Origin of the sequence: Halomonas sp. AOP43-D1-4 (assembly GCF_052446175.1) — a bacterium.
Taxonomy (GTDB): Bacteria; Pseudomonadota; Gammaproteobacteria; order Pseudomonadales; family Halomonadaceae; genus Vreelandella; species Vreelandella citrativorans.
In genome coordinates this window covers 16,807-39,754 of the sequence record NZ_JBQSVY010000011.1, presented here as the reverse complement: position 1 = coordinate 39,754, position 22,948 = coordinate 16,807, and the positions used below count along the sequence as shown (strand labels likewise).

The following is a 22,948-nucleotide window of genomic DNA, read 5'->3' as shown; positions in this document are numbered from 1 at the left end:
CCTGCCATGTTGGAAAGGGCGTTTGAAATGCCACTGGGAATTACTAATGAGCCATCCACAACCTAATAATCCGTTACATGGTTTAAGCCTTGAAAAGATCTTGACGCGTTTGGTTGAGCGTTACGGCTGGGACGGCTTGTACGCAGAGATCAACGTGAACTGCTTCTTCAACGATCCTTCTATTAAGTCGTCGTTGAAATTCCTGCGTAAAACGCAGTGGGCACGGGATAAAGTAGAAGCGCTGTATATCAATACCTTTACGGGTTAACGCAGAAATAAGTGTAGCGGCGGAGTGGGCTATGAGGTTTACGCTCCTCGCGCCGTTTATGTGGCCATTGAGAATAAAAAATACATTGTAGTTTGTCGATTTCTCTCACGCTCGAACGACTAGTGATAGTTCGCTCATGCAATCACAGACCGTTTGAAGTATTGGCTTTCGTGAGGAAATTGATGATGATTACGATGTATGGATTTGGAAAAGTAACGCCGCAAGTGATGGGGATTACGAGGGATTTACGTGTGCTGTGGGCACTAGAGGAGTGCGAGCTGCCTCATCAGGTTAATGGGCTTGATGATGTCGCTGGGGAGCTACATAGCGCTGATTATTTGGCAATCAATCCCTTTGGAAAAGTACCCGCGATTGACCATGATGGCGTGATCATTTTTGAGTCAGGGGCTATTGTTATCTACTTGGCGGAGCAATCAGGGAGGCTTCTGCCGACGAGTGAGTCAGAACGCGCTAAAGCCCTGCAATGGACGTTTGCTGCCCTGAATACAGTGGAACCACCGATGACGCAAATTGCCGTGATTGATTTATTTGAAGCGGATGCCGAGTGGGCAAAGCTGCGGCGTCCGGCACTCGTAGAGATGGCCAAGAACTGCCTCGCAGTGCTCGAAGGTGTGCTTATCCGCAAGCACTATCTGCTTGGCGACCAATTTACCTATCCAGACATTCTTATGGTTGCTGCGTTAAGCCAAATACAGCATACAAACCTTCTGGATGAGTTTCCTAATGTGACTTCCTATTTAACGCGCTGTCACGACCGGCCAGCGTGGCATAAATGCCTTGATGCCTATAATCGGCGCTTGGCAGCGTGAGTGGTCAGCATCCCGCACGCCAGCACTTCGGCGAAGTTTATCAGTGTTGGAGCGGATCGACGGAACACACCGGAGAGAAAAACCATGACTACAACTAAACAACCATTGCCGAGTGTCGTATCTTTAGAAGAGTGGAAATTAGCGCTGGATCAGTTTCTCGTAAAAGAGAAAGCGCTAACCCGCGCGCGTGACGCACTGAGTGCTGAGCGTAGGAAATTACCTGTAGTGAAGGTGGCTAAGAATTATACGTTTCAGGGCGAAAGCGGCCCAGCGTCTCTGCTCGATCTGTTTGAAGGGCGCCGCCAACTCATTGTGTATCATTTTATGTACGCACCTGACTGGAAAGCGGGCTGTGAAGGTTGCTCGTGGGTCGCTGATGCCATGACTCACCCGGCTCATCTGCATGCTCGCGATACCTCGCTAGTGATGGTGTCACGCGCCCCCTTGGAAAAACTTAATCAGTATAGATCCCGTATGGGATGGGCTTATCCTATCCCATGGTACTCGTCTTATGAGAGCGACTTTAACCATGATGTTGGCGTAACGACTGCGGAAGGTGAGAGGCACGGCGTCAGTGTATTTATTCGTGATGGCAACGCCATATATCGCAGCTATTTTACAGGGGCGCGAGGCGTCGAATATCTTGGCAGCCTCTGGACCTATTTAGACTTGACCCCGTTTGGCCGTCAGGAAACCTGGGAAGATTCTCCAGAAGGCTGGCCACAAACTGAGCCGTATGGCTGGAATCGTCGCCACGACGAGTATGACGTATAAGACTCGTCTGAACTGGGGGTGAAAAAAACGGCATACACTCAGGGAGGTCATTGACGTTATTCTTGAAAACTTCCTGACGTGGGTTGAGTGATGACGCATTTGACGTATCGGCGCTAAAAAGCCACCTCACGGCAATCCTTTGCCACTCCTGCTTCCTTGCCTGTTTGCATTGCCACTATTCAGCGATTAATTACTACGTTACACCAGTCCCCGCTTATCACGCCGCGCCGCAAGAATGTCTTTTAGTGTGGCCAGGCCGATGACGCCCAGTACGGAGAGTGAGATTAGCGGCCAGATCAATACATATAACGCCAATATAAAAGTTTGCATGTGCTTTCCTAATGTTTGGCTGGTGCGCTATGGCGCACCAGCGGATGAAGTGATTTCAACGTCTTACACAGGGCTTATCACCCAGCCCTTGTCACAGAGCGCTTAGGCCCGAGTAGCAGGCTTAGCCGGGTCATAGTTGATGACGTCCTGATTAATCTGCGCGAAGTCGAACTTGCTGGTGCTCATCAGGCTGACACCGATGCACACAATCGTGCTGACGCCGTAGGCCATTAATGAGGCCATTAGCACCGTGTAGTCCCGCAGGAAGCCAACACAGAAGTAGGCCAAAACAAGAGTGCTGAGTGCGCCGACAATCAAACCGGCACGGCGACCGCAGAATCCAAAGGCCATCAGGCCAAGCACTACACCTCCGCCTACGGAGGCCAGCAACTCAAATAGCCCTGCGGTTAGGCCGACCATAGGCAGCAGTTCAAATCGTGCGATGCAGAACATCACCAAGCCTGCGATTACCGCCGAGGTAAACGCCGTGTTGGTGACCCGGCTCCAGAAACAGCTGGCGATCACCGGGAAGACAATTGCACCCCAGAGCGCGCCAACGAAAATCAGCATGATAAGAATGTCCATGGAGAAGCTGGCGAGAATCACCCCAATCAGCGTCGCAACAATCATGGTCAGCCTGCCAATAAACAGCATCCTGGTTGGGTCGGGCTTGTTTTTCGCAATGTTCTTGCCATAGATATCGGCCATGACAATCGCCGACATGGCAGAAAGGTCCGAGTCAGCGGTTGAGGAGAGCGAGCCGATCACCAGAATAAAGAACAGTCCAATAAATACCGGAGAGAGGTACATCGAGACCATCTGCGGGATCAGGTTGTTCATGTCGCCATTCATGGGCTCCATGCCGGTCATCAGTGCCATCAAGCCAATCATGCCCAAGCCGATAACAATCGCACCGTAGCCAATGGTTGCGGTGATAAAGGTCGGTTTGATGTGGTCTTCACGCACGGCGAACAGGCGTTGGGAGATAGTCTGGTTACCAATCGCGTAGGCCAGCACTGCTACAAAGAAAGGGGCGCCCTGATTGAGGATGGCGTCCACCGAGAACAGATTTGCCTGTTCTGGAGTGAGCAGACTCATGCCGTTCGATAGCGTTTCCGGCCCGCCGATTGCGAACATCACTGCGGGGATGATTAGAATGGCGATGGCCATCATCGCCATCAGTTGGGCAAAGTCAGTAAGGACCGAAGCGCGGAACCCCGACCATAGCGTGTAAGACAGCACCCCAACGCCTGCGATCACCACCCCGGCTTGAAAGGAGAGTGGTGAGAGCACTGAGACCAGTGCGCCGGACGCCGTGAAGTTGACCATCAGGCTGATGATACTGCCGAGTATGTTGGAGGAGGCAAGGATCAACTGGCTGGAGGCGCCATGCCGGGCGTGGATCAGTTCACCCAGAGTGTGCGCATTGGGTGCCAGCTTGCGAAAGCGACGGCCAAAGGGGTAGATGAACAGGATCATCAACGCGCCCCACAACCCGTAATGCAGGGGCCCTGAGATGCCATAGGTATAACCCGAGGTCGCAGCGGCGTAAAAGGAGGCAGCCCAGATCCAGGTGGCGGTCATGCTGGCGGCGCCAAGGCCAAAGCCGATCTGATGGTTAGACACCATGAAGGCGTCGGTATTTTCCTTTTTCTCCTTGATCAGTAGGGTCAGCAGATAAGTGCCGCCGTAAAAGAACACCAGTAAAGCGAGGACCGTCAGGGTCGAGAATTGATAGAAGTTTTCGTTGTACATGGAATACCCATAGGTTTTGCAGCCCAGCATCCTAAATAGCAACCAGCGTTCCGTTGTCGGAAAGGTCGCCACAGGACGTGAGCAAAAAAACAGAACATCTTTCTAGGTATGTCTGTAGCGAGATAAGACTGCGGTTGGCAGTCTGGCCTTGCACTTGCAAGCGTCAGGTGCTGGAAACACCTTAAGCCCTAGATAGGGGGGCCAGGTCAACGCTTGCCATGATGCGTAATAGCGAACGCAATAAAGCGGTGGCAAGGTCGAACCGAAGAGGTACCTTACGCCTTTACGCTCGAACAGTACAGGTTGACGCCCGCGCCGCCATGTGCTAGTTGAAGTGAGGCGCGAACATATCCGCCCCAGGTTGGCTCACTAAAAACAGAAGGCTTGGGACGGGCCGCTAATTAACGCGAGGTGTCGAGAAAACACCGGAGGAAGATGCTAAATCCCGTTATTCAGGAAGAACCGACCGGCTGCGGATTGCTTCTGTAGCGACTATTCTGGGTAAAAGCTACCCTGAGATGAAGGCCATTGCGAATGCGATGGGCATTACCGCAGATGATGAATCGCTGTGGTCTGATACTCAGTATGTGCGCCAAGTGCTGGCTCAAGCGGGTGTGGCTACCTCGCCGGATGAAACGCCGTTTACCACATGGCAGGCGCTACCGGCGCTGGCGATTAAACCCTATCAAAAGGAGGGCATACACTTTTGGCACTGGGTGGTATTTCAGCGCATCAATGGTCAGTCTGTGGTGCTGGATTCCGCCAGCTATCTGCCCGCTAATATCCGCACAGATTTTGATGATATGCATCCTGCCTGGTTTATTGAGGCCCTTAATCCATGACTCAAGTGACGATAAATAACGCCACTCGCGCCGACTATCCTGCGCTTCTAGAGGTTTGGGAGGCTCCGGTTCGTGCCACCCACCCTTTCTGGCAGAGAGCGATTTGCTATTACTAGCTTGTGAGCGCATATAAAAAACGGCCCGTGGGCCGTTTTTTATACCGTGGCTAGCTGCTTGGCTAACCCTTATACGCTATAGCTTATCCTGGGTTTTATGCTCAAAGTCGCTGGCATCGTGGCGTTCATGCAGCTGTTCGCTGGGCTCGCCAAATGTGCGGTTAACCATACGGCCACGCTGTACGGCGGGGCGTGCATCAAGTTCTTCTGCCCAGCGGAGCACATGTGTATACGTGTGCGCTTCCAAAAACTCAGCCGCTTCGTAAACGCGGTTTTTCACCAGGGCGCCATACCAGGGGTAAATCGCCATATCCGCAATAGTGTACTTATCACCGGCCATGTAGCGGTTATTGGCCAAATGGCGGTCAAGTACATCGAGCTGGCGCTTTATTTCCATCGTGTAACGGTCGATAGGGTACTGGTACTTTTCAGGCGCGTAAGCGTAGAAGTGACCAAAGCCACCGCCGAGTATCGGGCCGCTGCCCATCTGCCAGAATAACCAGGAAAGGCACTCGGTACGCTTGGCTGGGTCGGTTGGTAGGAAGGCGGAGAATTTTTCAGCCAGGTAGAGAAGAATAGCGCCTGACTCAAAAACGCGCTGAGGCGGGTTAGTGCTGTGGTCCATCAACGCCGGGATTTTGGAGTTGGGATTAACGTCTACAAATCCGCTGCCGAACTGGTCGCCTTCACCGATTTGGATCAAGTAAGCGTCATACTCAGCGGCTTCGATGCCTTTTGCTAATAGCTCCTCAAGCATGATGGTCACTTTAACGCCATTGGGGGTGGCCAATGAGTAGAGCTGAAGCGGGTGTTTACCAACGGGCAGCGCTTTATCGTGAGTAGGCCCCGCGATAGGGCGGTTAATGTTGGCAAATTTACCGCCATTGCCCGGTTCCCATTTCCAAACGCGCGGTGGGGTGTAAGACGTATCGCTCATCATGGCCTCGCTGTGTCGTGTCGCGGGCAGCGCCCGGTGGTAAAAATAATCAATTCAAACGCAATAGGTACTCTATGAGGGTAGTAAAACGCAGGTACAAGGGGCGAGAATAATTAGCCGCGTAATAAACTGACAGATAAGTCACCAGGGAGGCAATCATGCAAACCATTGGGGTACTGGGCGGAATGAGCTGGGAGTCCACGCAAAGCTATTATCGCGCCTTGAACGAGGGCGTAAAACACGCGCTGGGCGGTCTCCACTCGGCCAAAATTGCCATGGTGAGTGTCGATTTTGCTGAGATTGAGGCGCTGCAAAAGCAGGGCGATTGGGAAACCGCTGGAAAAATTCTTGCTGAGGCGGCGTACAATATTGAGCGGGCTGGCGCTGACTTTTTACTGCTGGCCACCAATACTATGCATAAAGTGGCGCCCGCGATTGAGCACGCTATCAGCATCCCGCTGTTACACATCGCTGATGCGACTGCTGAGCAGCTGCGAAAGGACGGTATAACGCGTGTTGGCTTGTTGGGTACGCGCTTTACGATGGAGCAGGATTTCTACAAGGCGCGTTTGCGGGACACATTTGGCATTGAGGTCGTGGTGCCAGAGGAGGAGCAACGCGAGGCAGTTCATCGCATTATTTTCGATGAGCTATGCCAAGGGAAGATCAACGATGACTCCCGTAAGCACTATCTGAAGGTGATCGCCAGCCTGCATCAACAGGGCGCTCAGGCGGTCATTCTAGGCTGTACAGAAATCGCCTTACTGGTAGAGCAAGCACATACCGCGGTGCCGCTTTACGATACCACTGCCCTGCATGCAAGCGGAGCAGTGGAGCGTGCGCTTAATAACTAACGGGTGATTAACGCTAAAACGTTAAGCAAGCGTTAGGGTAACGTCGATATTGCCACGGGTAGCGTTGGAGTAAGGGCATACGACATGGGCCTTGTCGACCAGATCCTGAGCGATGCTCTTGTCAATGCCGGGAAGGCTGATTGTTAGCTCGACTTCGATACCAAAGCCGGTAGGAATGGCACCAATACCTACACTGCCTTCAATGGCGGTATCCTGGGGAAGCGTTACTTTTTCCTGGCTGGCGACATGTTTTAGAGCGCCTAAAAAGCAAGCAGAGTAACCCGCCGCAAACAGCTGCTCCGGGTTGGTACCCTCACCGCCTGCTCCGCCCAGCTCCTTGGGAGTGCTGAGTTTGACGTCCAGCGCGCCGTCAGACGACTTGGCGCTGCCTTCACGACCACCGGTCGCGTGGGCATGGGCGCGGTAAGCAATTTTTTCGATAGACATAGCAGTTTCCTTTTTGGGACGAGTAATAGGGACGTCTTTTAATGATGATCAAGTTCCAGCTCACTGCACGGCTCTAGCCTACAAGGTTCTAACGCGGGCATGTCGGCTCCCTACTTGATGCAATGGGTTAATGTAGCGTGCCATACGTTCGCTTGCTAGCGCTAGACGTTGGTTGTAGAAGGGCGGTTTTGCTTTGACACGTCTGTGCTGGGTCTTTTAATCTTCAAACACTTGTTACCGGTAACAGTCGATGTTCAAGCTGTGGATATCCAGTCAACCCGCTACCTGCCAGGCACCCTGACAACGATGGTTTTGTGCCCTCGCACATCAGGCCTTTTCGGAGAAATTATCTAATGAGCCCTACTTCTTATCGTATTTTGGTGATGGGTGCCTCCGGCTGCGGAAAATCCCACATTGGTCAGCAGCTGGCAGCCGCCATGAATGCCACGTTTATCGACGGTGACGATTATCACCCGCCTGCTAACGTAGCCAAAATGGCGGGCGGGACGCCGCTTAATGATGATGATCGTCAGGAGTGGCTTGAGAAGCTGTCGTCACTGTTTGCCCACTACCAGGCTCGAGATGAAACCGCTGTGATTGCGTGTTCGGGCTTAAAGCGGCGTTATCGGGACTGTTTGCGCAAGGGCGATTCAGCACTGCAAATTCTGTACCTGGAAGGGAGCGCGGAGCTATTACGCGAGCGCCTAGCCACCAGGGAAGGGCACTTCTTTAAAGGAGATAACATGCTGGCCAGCCAGCTTGCTGATTTACAACCGCCGGGTGATGATGAGGCCGTTAGCCTGTCCATTGCGCTCTCTCCAGAGGAGATTGTGAGCCGATTTACTGGCACACTCGATGCGCGGCTACCTTCGCCATCCAGCTAATTGTTGTTATAGAGGCAGTATCCCGTTTGAAGAAAAAACGCCCAACGCTACAAACTATTGCTGACCAGGTCGGGGCAACCAAAATGACGGTGAGTCGTTGCCTAAGAGACCCGGAAACTGTTTCAGAAGGCTTGCGCGAGCGTATTCTTAGCGTGGCCGAGCAGGTCGGCTATATTCCCAACCGAGCGCCGGATCTACTTTCGCGTGCTACCAGCCACTCTATTGGTGTACTGGTTCCTTCGCTGACGAACCAGGTCTTTGCTGATGTCATCGTGGGGATTGAGAAACGTACCGAGCCTGCCGGTTATCATCTTATGCTGTCTCACTATGGGTATAGCCCGGCCGTTGAAGAGCGAAGCTTGGCATCGGTGCTGTCTTACAACGTGGATGGGGTGATTCTTTCGGACCATCATCACACTCCCCGCACGCTGCGAATGCTGGAAACCGCCGGTATTCCTGTGGTGGAAATCATGGACACCCATCATAAGCCGCTGCAGCAGGCGGTAGGCTACGATAACGTCGCCGCAGCGTTTGATATGGTGAGTGAAATGATTCGCCATGGTCGGCAGCAGATTATTTATCTGGCTGTGCGGCTGGATGAGCGCACGCTGCAACGTGAGCAGGGCTACCGTCAGGCAATGGAACAGCACGGTCTAACACCAGTAACGCTGCATAGCAGTCAACGCTCCTCTTACAGCGTAGGCGCAGCGCTTCTAGAGCAAATTTTAAACGACTACCCTCATACGGATGGCGTATTCTGCACTAACGATGACGTGGCCGTGGGGGCGTATTTTGAGTGTCAGCGCCGCGGTATTAACGTGCCTGGGCAGATGGCGATTGCGGGTTTCCACGGCCACGACGTGGGGCAGGCAATGACGCCAAAGCTTGCGAGTGTCATCACACCACGCCAAGCCATTGGCGAGGCTGCCGCGCAAGCACTGCTGGCCAGGATTCAGGGCGAAGCGGTGGCTGATCATACGGTCGACTTGGGCTATCGCATCGAAACAGGCGCCACGCTATAGCCGGTTTTCGGGCTATTACCAAGAGCAGCCGCACTGGTGATAAGCGCGCTGGCTGGTTAGAGTAACCATTTTCGTTTGTATCGAGGCTACCGTGCATATCTCCGAGCTCAATATTTATCCGGTCAAATCCTTAAAGGGTATCAGTCTTACCCACAGTGAACTGCTGCCCACCGGCCTTGCGTGGGACCGCCGCTGGATGCTGGTTGATACACAGCAGCGCTTTGTGACTCAACGCCAGCGGCCTGCGCTAGCCACGGTAGAAGTAGCCTTAGCCACTGATGCCTTGGTACTTTCACACCCCCATGTTGAGCCACTTTCGATACCGCTTGCAGAACCGAATGGCAACCTGCGTATCGTTCAGGTCTGGAATGATCACTGTAAGGCGTGGCCTGAAAGCAGCGACGTTTCAAGCTGGCTGGAAGCTGCTTTAGGTGAACAGGGCAGTGGCCTAAGCCTGGTCCGCTTCGCCACGCAGTTTAAACGTCCGGTAGAAACGGCGTTTTTAAACGGGGATGACGCCGACACGCTTTTTGCGGATGGCTACCCTTTTTTGATTGCTTCAACCGGCTCTCTCAACGCGCTCAACCGTGCCCTTGAGGAGAGTGGTTGTCAGGCTATTCCCATGAACCGTTTTCGGCCCAGTATTGTGGTCGAAACCGACAAGCCATGGGCTGAAGATGGTTGGCAAGCGCTACAGGCTAGTAATGGCGCATTTGAACTTATTCTGCGAAAACCGTGCAAACGCTGCAAAATTACCACGGTAGACCAGCAAACGGCCCAGATACCTGAGCCTGCCGAGCCGCTTAAAACGTTAATAGGCCTGAATACTCAGCCTGAATTAAAAGGCGCTTATTTTGGGCAGAACGCGACACTGCATACTGGTGCAGGAAGCATTATTCGCGTGGGGGATACGCTGGTGGCTGAGGCGCGTGGCGCTTGAGACGCAGCAGCCGGGTGGCCACCGCCGTGCCAAGTAGAGTGATTATCATGCCTATAGCGACCTGCAGGCTAAGTGTCTCACCCAGTAGTAAATAACCCCACAACAGGGCGCTCACGGGTACCAGGAACGTAACGGTGGAGGCGGCCGTGGCGCCTGCGCTGGCTAACAAACCAAAATAGAGTAAAAAAGCCAGCGTAGTGCTGAATACAGCAAGTGCTATGGCATTGCCCCAGGCAAGTGGGCTAATCGGCTCGCTGGGCCAAAGTAAAATGCCGGGGATAAGAAGCACCAGGGCTGACATTGCGCAGCTGCCTGCCGCAAGTACCCGAGGCGGCAAATGGCCCAAGCGTGTTTTGGAGTAATTGCCCGCCATGCCGTAGCAAAAGGTTGCCCCTAATACGGCAATGATAAACCAGCCATCACCGCCCAAGGCAAAGTCCAGCCTATTGGCAGAAAGCACATAGACTCCCGCCAAGGCAAGCGCCAGCCCTAAATACTGCTGGCGCTGTATAGGCGTGGCAAAGAACAACGCGCCTAATAGAGCCGTAAAAATGGGCGTGGTGGCGTTAATCAACGAGGTAAAACCGGCCTCCAGTCGTGTTGTTGCCAGCGCCAGCAGCGAAAATGGCAGCACATGGTTCATGATGCCCAGTAATAGCAACGGCCCTTTATGCTGCCAAATAAGCCGCAAATAGCGAACGCTGAGCAGCAGCGGGATAAGCAACAGCGCCCCAACGCCCATGCGCACTAAAACAAGCGGGATAGCGCCAAACTCCGGCGATGCAACGCGCATGAAAATAAACGACAGGCCCCAAAGTGAGGAAAGTATTACCAGGCGCAGCGCATCCGCTGATGACATGACGTGTCCTTGACGTTGGCGTACAGAGTGCTTTCCGTTTGCTGATTTCACCCTGCTGGATAGCATAAAAGGGTTAGCGCGGCCTGGGAAGCGCCCATCATCTGAGTTCGGCACTGTGCTAAAAATCAGCTACGCTGAACGGGGTGGTCAGTTGCTCTATACGAGTGGCCATTCAACCTTTTTTGACCATATCAGTATCCACTGATCAATCAGGTCTTTCGCTATCACTGATAAGGAGTTTTTCATGGATCGTAAAGCTAGCGCACGTTGGGAAGGTGGACTGAAGGATGGAAAAGGCACCGTTTCAACCGAAAGTGGCGTTCTCAGTGCTAATTACTCCTTCAAACAGCGTTTTGAAGACGAAAAGGGCACCAATCCGGAAGAGCTGATTGGCGCTGCGCATGCCAGCTGCTTTTCAATGGCGCTTTCCAATATTTTAGGCGAGGCCGGTTATACCGCTGATGCTATTGATACCACTGCCAGCGTTACGCTGAAGCAGGATTCAGCAGGCTTTAGCATTTCCAACATTCACCTGGATGTCACCGCTGAAGTAAGTGGTGCCGATGAAGAGAGCTTCAAAGAGGCCGCCCAAAAAGCAAAGGAAAATTGTCCCGTATCAAAAGTGCTCAATGCAGAGATAAGCATGACGGCCCAGTTAAAAGGCTAGTGCTTTAATGATAGGCGCTACGTTTAAAACACGTAGCGCTTTTTTAATGGCCAATGTTTTATGATGAGGGGTAAGGCGCAACAACTATAAGTCACTACAGTTTTAGGCTTGCCGTTTAGTGTGTAGGTTGCTATAGCGAATAGATAAAGAGAGTGCGATTTTTAAGGTGTCTGAAAAATAAAGAAAGCTTGATGTTGTTGGTTTGAGTCTAGTGCTTGGTATGCATGTGTAAAGGGGAAGAGTTGTAGGAAGTGCGGGTGTTAAATGCATACTATGCTTTAATTTGTATATAAAAAAGCCTTAGCAGAAGCTAAGGCTTTTAGAGCTAGTGTGTTTAGAGCTAGTATACGAAGGCTGCTTTACGCTTCTGCTTCGTCACGCTCAAATTCAGCAGCTTCTTTAAGCGCTTCTTTTGAAGCGTTAACGCGAACATCATACTTATTACCTTCCGCATCCCAGATCAGTTCGAGTGAATCCCACTCGATGGCGACATCTTTTTCACCCATGCCAAGGAAGCCGCCAACACCGATGATTACAGCGGTCACTTGACCACTCTCATCAATAATCAGGTCGTGTATAGTACCGATGTTCTCGTCATCTTCGACGGTGCTTTTAACATGATGGCCCTTAAGGGAGTCTGAGTAGAAAACGTTTTCTGGCACACTGGTCAGGTAGGTTGCTTCAACTTCAACGGTCGTTGATGTTGTTTCTTCGGCGCTTACGTTACCTGCTGCTAGCATGAAAGCAGGAACCATTAGTGTACCAATGACGGTTGATTTGATCATCTTCATTTATCTTGCTCCTTGATAAGGCTCAGTATCTTACGTTGATGTCTAAATCAAATAGTTGAAACTAACGATTCAGAACGATCCAGTTTATGAACCAGGCAGTGATACTTGAATCGCTGCCTTTCCTTAAAATGCAGAACATACATTAGGTGTCAAAGGCTTGATGATCAGTTGCAAAGTATGCTTTAAGCCTTATTTGCAATTAAAAAGCCTTGTTACGGTTGTGTGAAGCTCCGTGTTTGACACAATATCAATGTAGTCGCTGTGCTCTGTTTTTCAATAGTATTGTTAACATATTTTTTAAATATCGGATTTTTAAAGACTGTTGGCAAGGCTTTACAATCAATGGCAGGTTCGTTGTGCTAGTTAACGGAAGTTGTGTCAGGGGGCATGGAAGCCTGCCTCTTTCGAGAAGACTTCTCTGGGGTATGTATGCCGCTTTGATAGGGGTTAAGTAGCAGTTTTTGTACAAAGCCTAGCGGGCAGGGTCCAGTACGCCGCCTAGCGAAGCATTACGCCTAAACCAGCCAGCAATGCTGGAGCGAGGTTGGTGGGTGGGAAGCACCTCGTGAGGAACGGTTTCTGACAAAAAGCAGGCAAACGTTCCGGCTTCCGGTACAACACGGGCGACTTCCTGGCTGGCATCATCAGGATGATAGATCACCATTTCGCCGCCGCCATCACTTGGCCATTGAGGATTTAAATAACCGACGGTAGAAATTACCCGGTTGGCGCGGCCGCGAAAGCTGTCCAAATGGCGCTGGTAAAAAGCGCCCGCCGGATAATGGGCAAAATGCGCTTCATACTCAAAAAGGCCTAAAAACAGCGCCTGGTTAAGCGACTGCTGTAGCTCGCCCATTGCATCAAGATAGTGGCGTTGGGCTTCACTTTGACGATCCAACCAGTGAATAGCATCGCCGCGAATATCCTTGCGCAAATGATGCTGCTGACCTCGGCCAATCCCGGCTTCTTCAAGCGCATCATGCGCGGCCATGTGCGAAAGCTCACGGTGTAAGGCGTGGCAAAGATCAAGATTGATCGCCGCGCGCCCCACATACCAGCCTTGCTCCACCAGCGCATCAACAATCGCTACTTGTGCAGCGGGCGTTAACACGGGCGACGTGGTGAAGTTTGAAAGCATCATTTGCGTATACTCTTGGGCATCGCCGGATGGTGGTCAGCGGACAGTTGGCTGGTACGTTCAGGGCTAGTACGCTCAGGATAGTGCCGTAGTATACCCGGGGGTTGTTGATATAAGTCGATGGGCATGCCAAATCCTTCGGCTAACAACTCGACCAGCATCATCGCTGAAAGCCCCCAAATCACATGGCCATCCACGTGGTAACTAGGTACGTAGTGAGACACGCCATCGACAGGAATGACATCCGTATGGGTACGCTGGTCCTCTAAAAAGTGGCTAAGAGGAACTTCAAATATAGCGTCTAATTCACCGAGGTCTGCGACCAAAGGCAGGTCCGGTGGAATAATGCCTACCCACGGTGTTACCCGCAGGCCATGCAGCGAAATCACATCTGAAAGTCGGCCTAGCGGCTCGACCATCGCTGGATCAAGAGCGATCTCTTCCTGAGCTTCGCGCAGCGCCGTGGCGTAAAGATCTGTATCTTCCGGCTCGCGCTTGCCGCCGGGAAACGCAACCTGACCGCTATGGGTAGTTAGGTGGCTTGCCCTGCGTGTAAACAGCAAGGTAGGCGATGCGCGATCAACCACAGGAATCAGCACAGCGGCTTCGCGCATCTGACATTGATCTAGCCTTTGTGGGTTGAGCTGTTGCAGCCGTTTGCGTAGATTCTCTAACATGGGGTATCCCGTCACTTTGTCCCTTTTTACCCAGCAGTGGTTATGTGCGTCAAGCATCGATAACGAGTGCCATTTAGCCGTAGGAATATGCCATGAATTTTTGCAGCCAGTGCGGCGATAGCGTACGTTTCGCGGTCCCCGAAGGTGACGACCGGCCGCGCTACCTATGCGATGCCTGCGGTACTATTCACTACCAGAACCCGCGCATTGTCGCTGGAACGCTGCCCGTCAGTGGCTCCAAAGTCTTGTTATGTAAACGTGCCATTTCACCTCGTAAAGGCTACTGGACGCTGCCTGCCGGGTATATGGAAAACGCGGAAACGACGCAACAGGCTGCCGCCCGCGAAACCCGTGAGGAAGCGCATGCCGAGGTGCTCTTGGGCGACCTTTATACCCTGATTGATTTACCGCATATTAATCAGGTGTATATGATTTTTCGCGCAGAGCTTGTCGGTGGCTTTAGCGCCGGTGTTGAAAGCCTTGAGGTCGCCTTGTTTGATGAGCATGAAATCCCCTGGGATGAGATAGCCTTTCCGACCATTGAGCGGACGCTGCATCATTTCTACCGGGACCGGCTGGACCATCACTTTCCGCTACATACGGGCACGATCACATCCGAGGATCGTGAACGTTACTTTGGTAGCGCCTGATTGAGCAAGCGTTAAAGCTCGGCAAGCTGCCAAACATCATAAGCGACTTCTTCATAAGGGTGGGCAAGCTTAAGCGCGGCGATAGCCGCGTGGATGCAGGTGTCTTGGCAAACGAGTTCCACCTTGACCTCTTCAACGTGCTCGAGTGTTCCGACTGCGCCGATATGCGGGTCAGCACCTGAAAGCGGGCGAAACTGACCGGTGCCACGGGTTTGAAAGCAGCAGGCTTCATAGTTGCCGATTCGCCCGGCGCCCGTCTCGAAAACGGCTTCTTTAACGCTTTCGGCATCGTCAATGGGCACAAAAAACGCAAGCTTATACATGCCATGCTCCTGTTAAAACGTGACTTTAAAAAAATGGCACTTAAAACACAGCCTGGTGACATACCTGATGACATAGTAGTGAACAACAGTAGTGAACAATAGTAGCGAACAGACGGCTTCTGGTCGCATGATTAGCTTTGTATGATGACGCGTTTGTGAATATGGTTATTGTCACGTTATCAATGAAAGGCAGGACGCCAACCGATGGATAAATTTGAGGTGAAGTTGGACCAAGCGGCCAGAGCCGCCTGGATGTCGTATGTGGGCGGCCTAACGCAGGATGAAATCGCAAGCCAGTTGGGTGTTTCCCGGCCAGGTGTACAGCGTCTGTTGGCGTTTGCGCGTCAGGAAGGGTTGGTGAAGGTGCATATTGACCATCCTATTTCGAGCTGCATGACGCTGGGCCACACGCTACGTGAACATTTTGGGCTGACCTTTTGCGATGTAGTGCCCGCTGAGACGGCATCTGCGGAAAGCGCCACGTACTACCTGGGCGTTGCCGGGGCAGAGCGCATCGGCAAGTTGGTTGAGCGTAGCGAGCCGTTGACGCTATCACTGGGTAGCGGACGCTCTGTGCGGGCGGCGGTAGAAGCGCTTGATCGAACGGAGCGGCCCCAGCACCGGTTTGTGTCGCTGGTGGGGAATGTCGCCCGGGATGGCTCGGCCAACCGCTACGATGCGGTGATGCTCTTGGCGGATAAAACCGGTGGCGAACGATTTCTACTCCCCGCGCCGGTGGTGGCCGAATCGATTGACGAGAAAAACGCAATGCTTTCCCAGCGCCTGTTTCAGGCTATCGCCAATGTGGCTCGGACGTCGGAAGCCGCGTTTATTGGGGTAGGGCGAATCGACCGCCAGGCGACGTTGTTCCAGGACCACTTTATCAGTGAGCGCGAGCTTGATGAATTGTTGGGTTTGGAAGCCGTGGGGGAGCTGCTCGGCTGGCCGTTAAATAGCCAAGGCGAAGTCATTGACTGCTCCATTACTCGGCGTGTGACAAGCTTGCCGCTTGAGCATTTTGGCAAGCATCTTATGGTCGCGATTGCCGGTGGCTACGATAAAGCGTTAGGCATTCATGCGGCGCTACAAGGCGGCTGGTTAAAAGGCTTAATCACCGACGAAGTGGCGGCACGGCGCATTGTTGAGCGGCTACCTTCCCGCCAAGCGTAATGCGTTAAAAAGAGGCGTAACCATAAAGTCTAAGCCGCAGGGCTTTGATTTTTTTTCCTCTACGTACGATCATTTGTTCGAAACATGATCAAAATGATCAGGCGATAATAATGCCAACATTAGCCAAAGGAGAGTTATATGCGACTCGCGCGTCACTTGCCCGTCACCACCTTAGCAGCGGCCATTGCCGTGGCAGGCCATGCTCAGGCACAAACTGAAATCACGGTCGCCACCGTTAATAATAACGATATGGTGATCATGCAGAGCTTGACCGATGCGTTTGAAGAGGCGCATCCCGATATCACCCTGGACTGGGTCGTGCTGGAGGAGAACGTTCTTCGCCAGCGCATGACCACCGATATTGCCACGGGCGGCGGCCAGTTTGATGTTATGACGATTGGCGCTTATGAAGCACCGATCTGGGCGGAGCGCGAGTGGCTTGAACCCTTGAATGACCTGCCTGATGAGTACGCCGTAGATGATTTGTTGACCTCCGTACGCGACGGGCTAAGCCTTGACGGCACGCCCTACGCGCTGCCGTTTTATGCGGAAAGCTCGATGATGTACTACCGCAAAGACCTCTTCGAGGAGGCCGGGATTGAAATGCCCGAACAGCCGACCTGGAGCGAGGTACGCGATTGGGCTGAACAGCTCCACGGTGCGCAGGAAGGAGTGGCGGGTATCTGCCTACGTGGCAAACCCGGCTGGGGGGAAAACATGGCCTTCGTCACTACGCTGGTCAATACCTACGGTGGCCGCTGGTTTGATGAAGAGTGGAACCCCGAAATCAATTCTGAGCCCTGGATGAATGCCATTGAGTTCTATGTGGACTTGCTGGGCAACTACGGCCCTCCCGGCGCCAGCTCCAACGGCTTTAATGAAAACCTGGCGCTGTTCTCACGCGGTAACTGTGCGATGTGGGTCGACGCTACCTCCGCCGCGGGCACGCTTTATGATGGTGACGAGTCCAGCGTAGCCGACAACCTCGGTTTTGCCCCGGCGCCCGTGGCTGAAACGCCAAAAGGCTCGCACTGGTTATGGACCTGGGCGCTGGCGATTCCTGCCTCCTCCGAGCATAAAGACGCCGCTAAGCAGTTTATCACTTGGGCGACATCACAAGAGTACATTGAGCTGGTCGGCGAAACCCATGGCTGGACCAACGTACCGCCGGGCACTCGCGAGTCTACCTACGCCAATGAGCAGTACACGGAAGCTGCGCCTTTCGCTGATTTTGTGCTGAGCGCGATTCAAAATGCCGACCCGACCGACTCCACGCTAGAGCCGAACCCGTATACCGGCGTGCAAATTGTCAATATTCCTGAGTTCCAAGCGATTGGCACCCAGGTAGGGCAGAGCATTGCCGCTGCGTTAACCGGTGACACCACGGTAGAACAAGCGCTAAACAGCGCCCAGCGCGCCACTGAGCGCACTATGCAGCGAGCGGGTTACAACGACTAATAAGTAAAAGCGCCTACCCGTTACGCGGGTAGGCGTGTTGTAACGGTTTCTCGTTGGTTTTTTCGCGCAGGTATTCCCATGACTAAAACACGTGCTTCTGGCCGTACGGTTGGCGGGCTAAGAACGTTATCGCTTCAAGCTCCCGCTGTGACGCTGCTGTTGTTATGGATGATCATACCGTTAGGCATGACGATATGGTTCTCCTTCCAGTACTACAACCTGCTGATGCCGGGCATGAGTGGCTTTGCCGGGGTTGAAAACTACGAGTATTTGCTAACCGACCCCGCACTTTGGAAGGCAATGGGCAATACCTTGCTGCTGGTAGGCTGGGTATTGGCGATTACCGTAGTGGGCGGCACGCTGCTGGCCGTTCTTTTTCAACAAGACTTTGCCGGGCGCGGTATTGCCCGAGTGCTGGCAATTTCACCCTTTTTTGTGATGCCCACCGTGAGTGCGCTGGTGTGGAAAAACATGATGATGCACCCCTCTAACGGGGTGTTGGCGTGGCTGGCAAACTCGTTTGGTTTGCCTGCCGTGGATTGGTTTTCAACGCTCCCGTTAACCTCCATCGTGATTATTGTGGCGTGGCAGTGGCTACCCTTTGCGCTGTTGATTCTGCTCACCGCCATGCAGTCCCTGGATGAAGACCAGGTGGAAGCTGCACGAATGGATGGTGCCGGGCCGATCGCGATCTTCTTCTTTATAACGCTCCCGCATCTTAAGCGAGCCATCAGCGTGGTGATCATGATCGAAATGATCTTCCTGCTGACCATTTTTGCCGAAATTTTTGTGACCACCTCGGGCGGACCTGGGCTTGCGACCACCAATTTGGCGTATCTGATCTACATGCGGGCGCTGCTTGATTTTGATGTGGGTGTCGCCTCTGCAGGCGGGGTAATCGCGATTATTCTTGCCAACATCGTGGCGATTTTCCTGGTGCGGATGGTTGCGAAAAACCTTGAAGATTAGCGCTTTGGGCACTTGGAGAATATAAATGTCATTATTACGTTCCACTACGCCAGCGCAAAACGTGTCGGGAGCGGGTACCGCCCGCGGGTCAGCCGGCATGAAAACGCTCGTGATTACGCTGGTGGGCTGGTCGGTAGCGCTGGTGATTTTCTTCCCGATTTTATGGATGATACTCACCGGGTTTAAAACCGAAGCGGCCGCAATTGCCGACCCAAGCTTTATCTTTACGCCCACGCTTGAAAGCTACGAAGCCGTGCAGGCGCGCTCAGGCTATGCACGCTTTGCGCTGAACAGTGTTGCCGTCGCGTTTGGCTCGACGTTTCTGGCGCTGTTAATTGCTATTCCTTCTGCCTATGCCATGGCCTTTCTTCCCACTAAACGCACCAAGGGCACGTTGCTCTGGATGCTCTCTACCAAGATGCTGCCGCCTGTTGGCGTGTTGGTACCGATCTATCTTATTTTCCGCGATGTCGGGCTGCTGGATACCCGCACGGGGCTGATCATTATTTACACGCTAATGAACCTGCCGATTGTGGTGTGGATGCTTTACACCTTCTTTAAGGACATGCCCAAGGACATCCTTGAAGCCGGGCGAATGGACGGTGCCACGACGCTACAAGAAGTGTTCTTCCTGCTCTTGCCGCTCACTCTGCCAGGCATTGCCTCTACCGGTTTGCTCTCGGTTATCTTGAGCTGGAACGAAGCGTTCTGGAGTCTCAATCTCACCTCTTCCAAGGCAGCACCGTTAACCGCTTATATCGCCTCGTTCTCAAGTCCTGAAGGGCTGTTCTGGGCCAAGCTCTCGGCGGCTTCTACCATGGCCATCGCCCCTATCCTCATTCTTGGCTGGATGACCCAAAAACAAATGGTGCGTGGCCTGACCTTTGGCGCCGTCAAGTAAAGGAGTTTTGCATGGCAACCTTACAACTTAACAATATTACCAAGCGCTTTGGCGACACCGCGGTCATCAAAGGGATCAACCTTGAAGTCAACGACCGCGAGTTTGTGGTGTTTGTGGGGCCTTCCGGCTGCGGAAAATCAACGCTGATGCGCATTATCGCGGGGCTTGAGAGCGCCACTGATGGCGATATCGTGATTGATGGCCAGCGAATGAACGATGTGGGGCCTGCCGACCGTGGCTTGGCAATGGTGTTTCAAAGCTATGCCCTGTACCCGCACATGACGGTAGAAGGCAATATGGGCTTTAGCATGCGCTTGGCCGGTGTGCCCAAAGAGGAGCGCCGCGCCAAGGTGCTGGAAACCGCTAAAATACTTCAGCTTGAGCCGCTGCTTGACCGCAAGCCCAAGGCGCTTTCCGGTGGTCAGCGTCAGCGCGTGGCGATTGGTCGAGCTATCGTGCGTAACCCGAGTATTTTCCTGTTTGATGAGCCGCTTTCCAACCTGGATGCCGCGCTGCGCGTACAGATGCGTATTGAGCTTGCCCGCCTGCACGAAAAACTCAACGCCACCATGATTTACGTGACCCACGACCAGATTGAAGCCATGACCATGGCCGACAAAATTGTCGTCTTGCATGACGGCGTGGTCGAACAGGTCGGTTCACCTATGGCGCTCTACCATCATCCGGCAAACCGCTTTGTGGCCGGGTTTATTGGCTCGCCAAAAATGAATTTCTTTGATGTTGAGTTAATCAGTACCTCGCCGGAAGGTGTTCAGGTTCGCTTGCCAGGTGGTGGCGAGTGCACGGTGCCCGTCAACGCCCAAGCACTTGAAAACGCGTCTTCTGAAAACACACCTATTGAAAGCCAGCCAGCCCTTGAGCTGGGCATTCGCCCCGAGCATCTGGTGCTTGATGGGGCGGGTGCGCTCAGTGGACAAATTGAAGTGCTTGAGCGCTTGGGTGGGCAAACCTCGCTGTATGTACGTATGGGTGACCTGCTGGTAACGCTGATGACGGATGGGGATGTGGCCTATCGTGTTCACGAGACCATACGCTTTGGCTTCGCCCCTGAGCGGGCACACTTGTTTGCGGCCGATGGCCGCGCGCTGCCCAGCCTTGCTCAGCATCCGCTGGCCGGGCTTACGCGACACGATAACCGCACATCAGGTGACGCTGAGGCGCTGGCATGAAGGCGGTTATATTTGATTGCGATGGCGTGTTGGTCGATAGCGAAGCACTGGCGGAAGGTGTGCTGGAGGAGTATCTCGGTAGGTGGTTACCCGATTTGAACATTGCCGAGCGGCTTAGCCAGGCGTTGGGAATGACCACCGGCGACATTCTTAAGCACCTGGAGCAGCACAGCGTGTATACGCTACCTGATAACGCCACTGAGCAGGTGGACGCGACCATTGAGGCGCGCCTGGCGCGTGAGCTTGCCCCTGTCGCGGGCGCGCACGATGCCGTGTTGGCGATTCCCTTGGCCAAGGCAGTGGTATCCAACAGCCGCCGTCAGCGGGTTGTAGCGTCACTTGCGTGCACTCAGCTGGCTGATGCCTTTGGCAAGGACACGCCTATTTTTACGGCGGACCAGGTAGCCAACCCCAAGCCAGACCCCGCGCTTTATCTGCTGGCCGCCACGCAGCTGGGCTATCTCCCCGGTAATTGCCTGGTCATCGAAGACAGCGTGGCGGGTGTCACCGCCGCTCACGCTGCCGGTATGTGTGTCATTGGTTTTGTAGGTGCCAGCCACGTGGATGCCGAACAGCCAGCACGGCTTTTGCACGCAGGCGCCTGGCGTATTTTGGAGCACATGCAGGGGCTGAACGCGCTGGTGAATGAGTGGCAAGTACGCATTGCTAGCTAAGCAGGCGGCTGTTAGCACTCAACAACACTCAAATAAGACGGGGCGATAATGAAACTGACCGATAAAGTGGCGGTGATTACCGGGGGCGCACGGGGCATCGGCTTGGCAATTGCGCAACGCTATTTGGAGGAGGGGGCCAAGGTGGTGGTGGCGGATATTGATGCCGCGGCCATTGAGGAAGCCCTTGCCGTGCTGCACCAGCAGGCCCGTGGCCAAGAGGCGTTAGGGGTCGTGCTTAATGTCTGCCAGCGCGCCTCTATTGATGCCATGGTGGAAAAGGTCGTGGCGCATTTTGGCGGTATCGATATTTTGGTCAATAACGCCGCAGTTTTTGATTTGGCACCGGTGCTTGAAGTGACCGAGGAGAGTTTTGATAAGCAGTTTGCGGTGAACACCAAGGGGCTTTTCTTTACGCTACAGGCGGTTGCTCAAAGGATGGTGGAGCAGGGGCGGGGCGGCAAAATTATCAATATGGCCTCCCAAGCGGGCCGACGCGGCGAGGCATTGGTGAGCGTTTACTGCGCCAGCAAAGCCGCCGTGATTAGCCTGACGCAATCCTCTGGGCTGGACTTGATCAAACACGCGATCAACGTTAACGGTATTGCCCCGGGCGTCGTCGATACTCCGATGTGGGAAGCGGTGGATGCGCTGTTTGCTCGCTATGAAAACCGCCCCTTGGGTGAGAAAAAGCGCCTGGTCAGTGAAGCCGTGCCCTTTGGCCGCATGGGCTTGCCGGAGGATCACACCGGTGCTGCGGTCTTTTTGGCCAGTGCCGACAGCGATTACGTTGTTGCTCAGACGCTCAATGTGGATGGCGGTAACTGGATGAGCTGAGATGGTTATGACACCCGAACTTGATAGCCTGGCCCGCCAAATTATTGGTTCAGCCGAAGGCGCTTCGCGCTATCTGGTTGCGCTCGCAGGGCCGCCCGGCGCAGGCAAGTCCTATCGTAGCGCTCTGCTTTGCGAGGCCATTAATCAGTTGCTTCCAAGCCAGGCGGGGCTCGTGCCCATGGACGGCTACCATTTCGACAATGCCGTGCTGGGCAAGCAGCAACTGCCGATAAAAGGCGCGCCTCATACCTTCGATGTGGACGGGTTGCGCAGCGCCCTTGAGCGTATTCGCCAGGCGCAGCATCCGGTCGCGGTGCCCGTCTTTGATCGGCCATTGGATTTAGCACGGGCGGGAGGGCGGCTCATCACCCTTGAGCAGCGCATTGTGATTGTCGAGGGCAACTACTTGCTGCTCGACCGCTCCCCCTGGCGTGAGCTACGTCCGCTGTTTGACTGGACGCTGTTTCTGGACGTCGACGATGAGATATTGGTGGACCGGCTAATCCTGCGGTGGCTTGAAATGGGCCAGGACCATGCGGGGGCGCTGGAGCGTACCCACCGAAAAGATATGCTCAACGCGCAACTCGTCAAACGCTGCTCCTTACCTCCCGATCAACACTGGCACTAATGCCAATGCGCTGCTTCATC

General features: G+C 53.7%; 27 protein-coding genes. 18 read left to right on the top strand and 9 right to left on the bottom strand.

Annotated features, from left to right (window positions below; all coding sequences use genetic code 11):
* Positions 1–46 precede the first annotated feature (46 nt).
* The 3 genes from ACT3RQ_RS13175 (at position 47) to ACT3RQ_RS13165 (ending at position 1,872) form a co-directional block, all read left to right on the top strand.
* Positions 47–268 (top strand): VF530 family protein, encoded by a 222-nt coding sequence (locus ACT3RQ_RS13175; protein WP_192528609.1) that lies wholly within the window; start codon positions 47–49, stop codon positions 266–268.
* Positions 269–450: 182 nt separating this feature from the next.
* Positions 451–1,098 (top strand): glutathione S-transferase family protein, encoded by a 648-nt coding sequence (locus ACT3RQ_RS13170; RefSeq protein ID WP_444680631.1) that lies wholly within the window; start codon positions 451–453, stop codon positions 1,096–1,098.
* Positions 1,099–1,182: 84 nt separating this feature from the next.
* Positions 1,183–1,872: a DUF899 domain-containing protein gene (locus ACT3RQ_RS13165; protein ID WP_444680630.1), complete on the top strand. Its 690-nt coding sequence runs from the start codon at positions 1,183–1,185 to the stop codon at positions 1,870–1,872.
* A 198-nt stretch (positions 1,873–2,070) separates the two neighbouring features.
* Here the strand turns inward: ACT3RQ_RS13165 and ACT3RQ_RS13160 are convergent, their stop codons facing one another.
* Entirely contained in the window at positions 2,071–2,202 is a 132-nt protein-coding gene (locus tag ACT3RQ_RS13160; RefSeq protein ID WP_216657919.1) for a putative transporter small subunit, read from the bottom strand.
* Between the two features lie 102 nt (positions 2,203–2,304).
* On the bottom strand, positions 2,305–3,957 hold the full coding sequence (locus tag ACT3RQ_RS13155) for a sodium:solute symporter family protein (RefSeq protein ID WP_441679445.1): 1,653 nt from the start codon (positions 3,955–3,957) through the stop codon (positions 2,305–2,307).
* Between the two features lie 518 nt (positions 3,958–4,475).
* On the opposite strand from ACT3RQ_RS13155, the gene ACT3RQ_RS13150 reads away from it, so the two are divergent.
* A complete protein-coding gene (locus ACT3RQ_RS13150; RefSeq protein WP_444680629.1) occupies positions 4,476–4,799 on the top strand; it encodes a hypothetical protein in 324 nt (107 codons plus the stop codon).
* Between the two features lie 192 nt (positions 4,800–4,991).
* Here the strand turns inward: ACT3RQ_RS13150 and yghU are convergent, their stop codons facing one another.
* Complete coding sequence (gene yghU / locus ACT3RQ_RS13145; protein WP_444680628.1) at positions 4,992–5,852, bottom strand: glutathione-dependent disulfide-bond oxidoreductase; 861 nt, start codon at positions 5,850–5,852, stop codon at positions 4,992–4,994.
* Positions 5,853–6,010: 158 nt separating this feature from the next.
* On the opposite strand from yghU, the gene ACT3RQ_RS13140 reads away from it, so the two are divergent.
* Positions 6,011–6,706, top strand: coding sequence for an aspartate/glutamate racemase family protein (locus ACT3RQ_RS13140; protein WP_444680627.1), 696 nt, complete (start codon positions 6,011–6,013; stop codon positions 6,704–6,706).
* Between the two features lie 21 nt (positions 6,707–6,727).
* Here the strand turns inward: ACT3RQ_RS13140 and ACT3RQ_RS13135 are convergent, their stop codons facing one another.
* Complete coding sequence (locus ACT3RQ_RS13135; protein ID WP_193053979.1) at positions 6,728–7,153, bottom strand: organic hydroperoxide resistance protein; 426 nt, start codon at positions 7,151–7,153, stop codon at positions 6,728–6,730.
* Positions 7,154–7,506: 353 nt separating this feature from the next.
* On the opposite strand from ACT3RQ_RS13135, the gene ACT3RQ_RS13130 reads away from it, so the two are divergent.
* The 3 genes from ACT3RQ_RS13130 (at position 7,507) to ACT3RQ_RS13120 (ending at position 9,999) form a co-directional block, all read left to right on the top strand.
* Entirely contained in the window at positions 7,507–8,037 is a 531-nt protein-coding gene (locus ACT3RQ_RS13130; protein WP_444640105.1) for a gluconokinase, read from the top strand.
* 26 nt (positions 8,038–8,063) lie between these two features.
* A complete protein-coding gene (gntR, locus tag ACT3RQ_RS13125; RefSeq protein ID WP_172115997.1) occupies positions 8,064–9,059 on the top strand; it encodes a gluconate operon transcriptional repressor GntR in 996 nt (331 codons plus the stop codon).
* Between the two features lie 91 nt (positions 9,060–9,150).
* Positions 9,151–9,999: an MOSC domain-containing protein gene (locus ACT3RQ_RS13120; protein ID WP_444680626.1), complete on the top strand. Its 849-nt coding sequence runs from the start codon at positions 9,151–9,153 to the stop codon at positions 9,997–9,999.
* Here ACT3RQ_RS13120 and ACT3RQ_RS13115 read toward each other — a convergent pair.
* Positions 9,953–10,858, bottom strand: coding sequence for a DMT family transporter (locus ACT3RQ_RS13115; RefSeq protein ID WP_444640103.1), 906 nt, complete (start codon positions 10,856–10,858; stop codon positions 9,953–9,955). The genes ACT3RQ_RS13120 and ACT3RQ_RS13115 overlap by 47 nt on opposite strands.
* 244 nt (positions 10,859–11,102) lie before the next feature.
* On the opposite strand from ACT3RQ_RS13115, the gene ACT3RQ_RS13110 reads away from it, so the two are divergent.
* The gene (locus ACT3RQ_RS13110) at positions 11,103–11,525 is read left to right on the top strand and encodes an OsmC family protein (RefSeq protein WP_172115999.1); all 423 of its coding nucleotides are present in this window, start codon (positions 11,103–11,105) and stop codon (positions 11,523–11,525) included.
* A 359-nt stretch (positions 11,526–11,884) separates the two neighbouring features.
* Here the strand turns inward: ACT3RQ_RS13110 and ACT3RQ_RS13105 are convergent, their stop codons facing one another.
* The 3 genes from ACT3RQ_RS13105 to ACT3RQ_RS13095 all read right to left on the bottom strand — a co-directional run bounded on the left by ACT3RQ_RS13105 (position 11,885) and on the right by ACT3RQ_RS13095 (position 14,131).
* On the bottom strand, positions 11,885–12,316 hold the full coding sequence (locus tag ACT3RQ_RS13105) for a PRC-barrel domain-containing protein (RefSeq protein ID WP_444680625.1): 432 nt from the start codon (positions 12,314–12,316) through the stop codon (positions 11,885–11,887).
* A gap of 472 nt (positions 12,317–12,788) precedes the next feature.
* The gene (locus ACT3RQ_RS13100; protein WP_444680624.1) at positions 12,789–13,457 is read right to left on the bottom strand and encodes a 2OG-Fe(II) oxygenase; all 669 of its coding nucleotides are present in this window, start codon (positions 13,455–13,457) and stop codon (positions 12,789–12,791) included.
* The gene (locus ACT3RQ_RS13095; RefSeq protein ID WP_444680623.1) at positions 13,454–14,131 is read right to left on the bottom strand and encodes a CoA pyrophosphatase; all 678 of its coding nucleotides are present in this window, start codon (positions 14,129–14,131) and stop codon (positions 13,454–13,456) included. Before ACT3RQ_RS13095 ends, ACT3RQ_RS13100 begins: the two co-directional genes overlap by 4 nt.
* Positions 14,132–14,223: 92 nt before the next feature.
* On the opposite strand from ACT3RQ_RS13095, the gene ACT3RQ_RS13090 reads away from it, so the two are divergent.
* Positions 14,224–14,781, top strand: coding sequence for an NUDIX hydrolase (locus ACT3RQ_RS13090; protein ID WP_444680622.1), 558 nt, complete (start codon positions 14,224–14,226; stop codon positions 14,779–14,781).
* Between the two features lie 11 nt (positions 14,782–14,792).
* Here the strand turns inward: ACT3RQ_RS13090 and ACT3RQ_RS13085 are convergent, their stop codons facing one another.
* A complete protein-coding gene (locus tag ACT3RQ_RS13085) occupies positions 14,793–15,104 on the bottom strand; it encodes an NGG1p interacting factor NIF3 (RefSeq protein WP_444622466.1) in 312 nt (103 codons plus the stop codon).
* A 204-nt stretch (positions 15,105–15,308) separates the two neighbouring features.
* On the opposite strand from ACT3RQ_RS13085, the gene ACT3RQ_RS13080 reads away from it, so the two are divergent.
* The 8 genes from ACT3RQ_RS13080 (at position 15,309) to ACT3RQ_RS13045 (ending at position 22,928) form a co-directional block, all read left to right on the top strand.
* Complete coding sequence (locus ACT3RQ_RS13080; RefSeq protein WP_193053970.1) at positions 15,309–16,274, top strand: sugar-binding transcriptional regulator; 966 nt, start codon at positions 15,309–15,311, stop codon at positions 16,272–16,274.
* Between the two features lie 138 nt (positions 16,275–16,412).
* The gene (locus ACT3RQ_RS13075; protein WP_444640098.1) at positions 16,413–17,732 is read left to right on the top strand and encodes an ABC transporter substrate-binding protein; all 1,320 of its coding nucleotides are present in this window, start codon (positions 16,413–16,415) and stop codon (positions 17,730–17,732) included.
* Positions 17,733–17,810: 78 nt separating this feature from the next.
* A complete protein-coding gene (locus ACT3RQ_RS13070; RefSeq protein ID WP_193053968.1) occupies positions 17,811–18,701 on the top strand; it encodes a carbohydrate ABC transporter permease in 891 nt (296 codons plus the stop codon).
* A gap of 25 nt (positions 18,702–18,726) precedes the next feature.
* Positions 18,727–19,602, top strand: a complete 876-nt coding sequence (locus ACT3RQ_RS13065; RefSeq protein WP_172116008.1) for a carbohydrate ABC transporter permease — start codon at positions 18,727–18,729, stop codon at positions 19,600–19,602.
* Positions 19,603–19,613: 11 nt separating this feature from the next.
* A complete protein-coding gene (locus ACT3RQ_RS13060; protein WP_444680621.1) occupies positions 19,614–20,792 on the top strand; it encodes an ABC transporter ATP-binding protein in 1,179 nt (392 codons plus the stop codon).
* Positions 20,789–21,466, top strand: coding sequence for an HAD family hydrolase (locus ACT3RQ_RS13055; RefSeq protein WP_193053965.1), 678 nt, complete (start codon positions 20,789–20,791; stop codon positions 21,464–21,466). Before ACT3RQ_RS13060 ends, ACT3RQ_RS13055 begins: the two co-directional genes overlap by 4 nt.
* Positions 21,467–21,514: 48 nt before the next feature.
* Positions 21,515–22,300 (top strand): L-iditol 2-dehydrogenase, encoded by a 786-nt coding sequence (locus ACT3RQ_RS13050; RefSeq protein ID WP_444680620.1) that lies wholly within the window; start codon positions 21,515–21,517, stop codon positions 22,298–22,300.
* Between the two features lie 7 nt (positions 22,301–22,307).
* Positions 22,308–22,928 (top strand): nucleoside/nucleotide kinase family protein, encoded by a 621-nt coding sequence (locus ACT3RQ_RS13045; RefSeq protein ID WP_444680619.1) that lies wholly within the window; start codon positions 22,308–22,310, stop codon positions 22,926–22,928.
* Positions 22,929–22,948 lie beyond the last annotated feature (20 nt).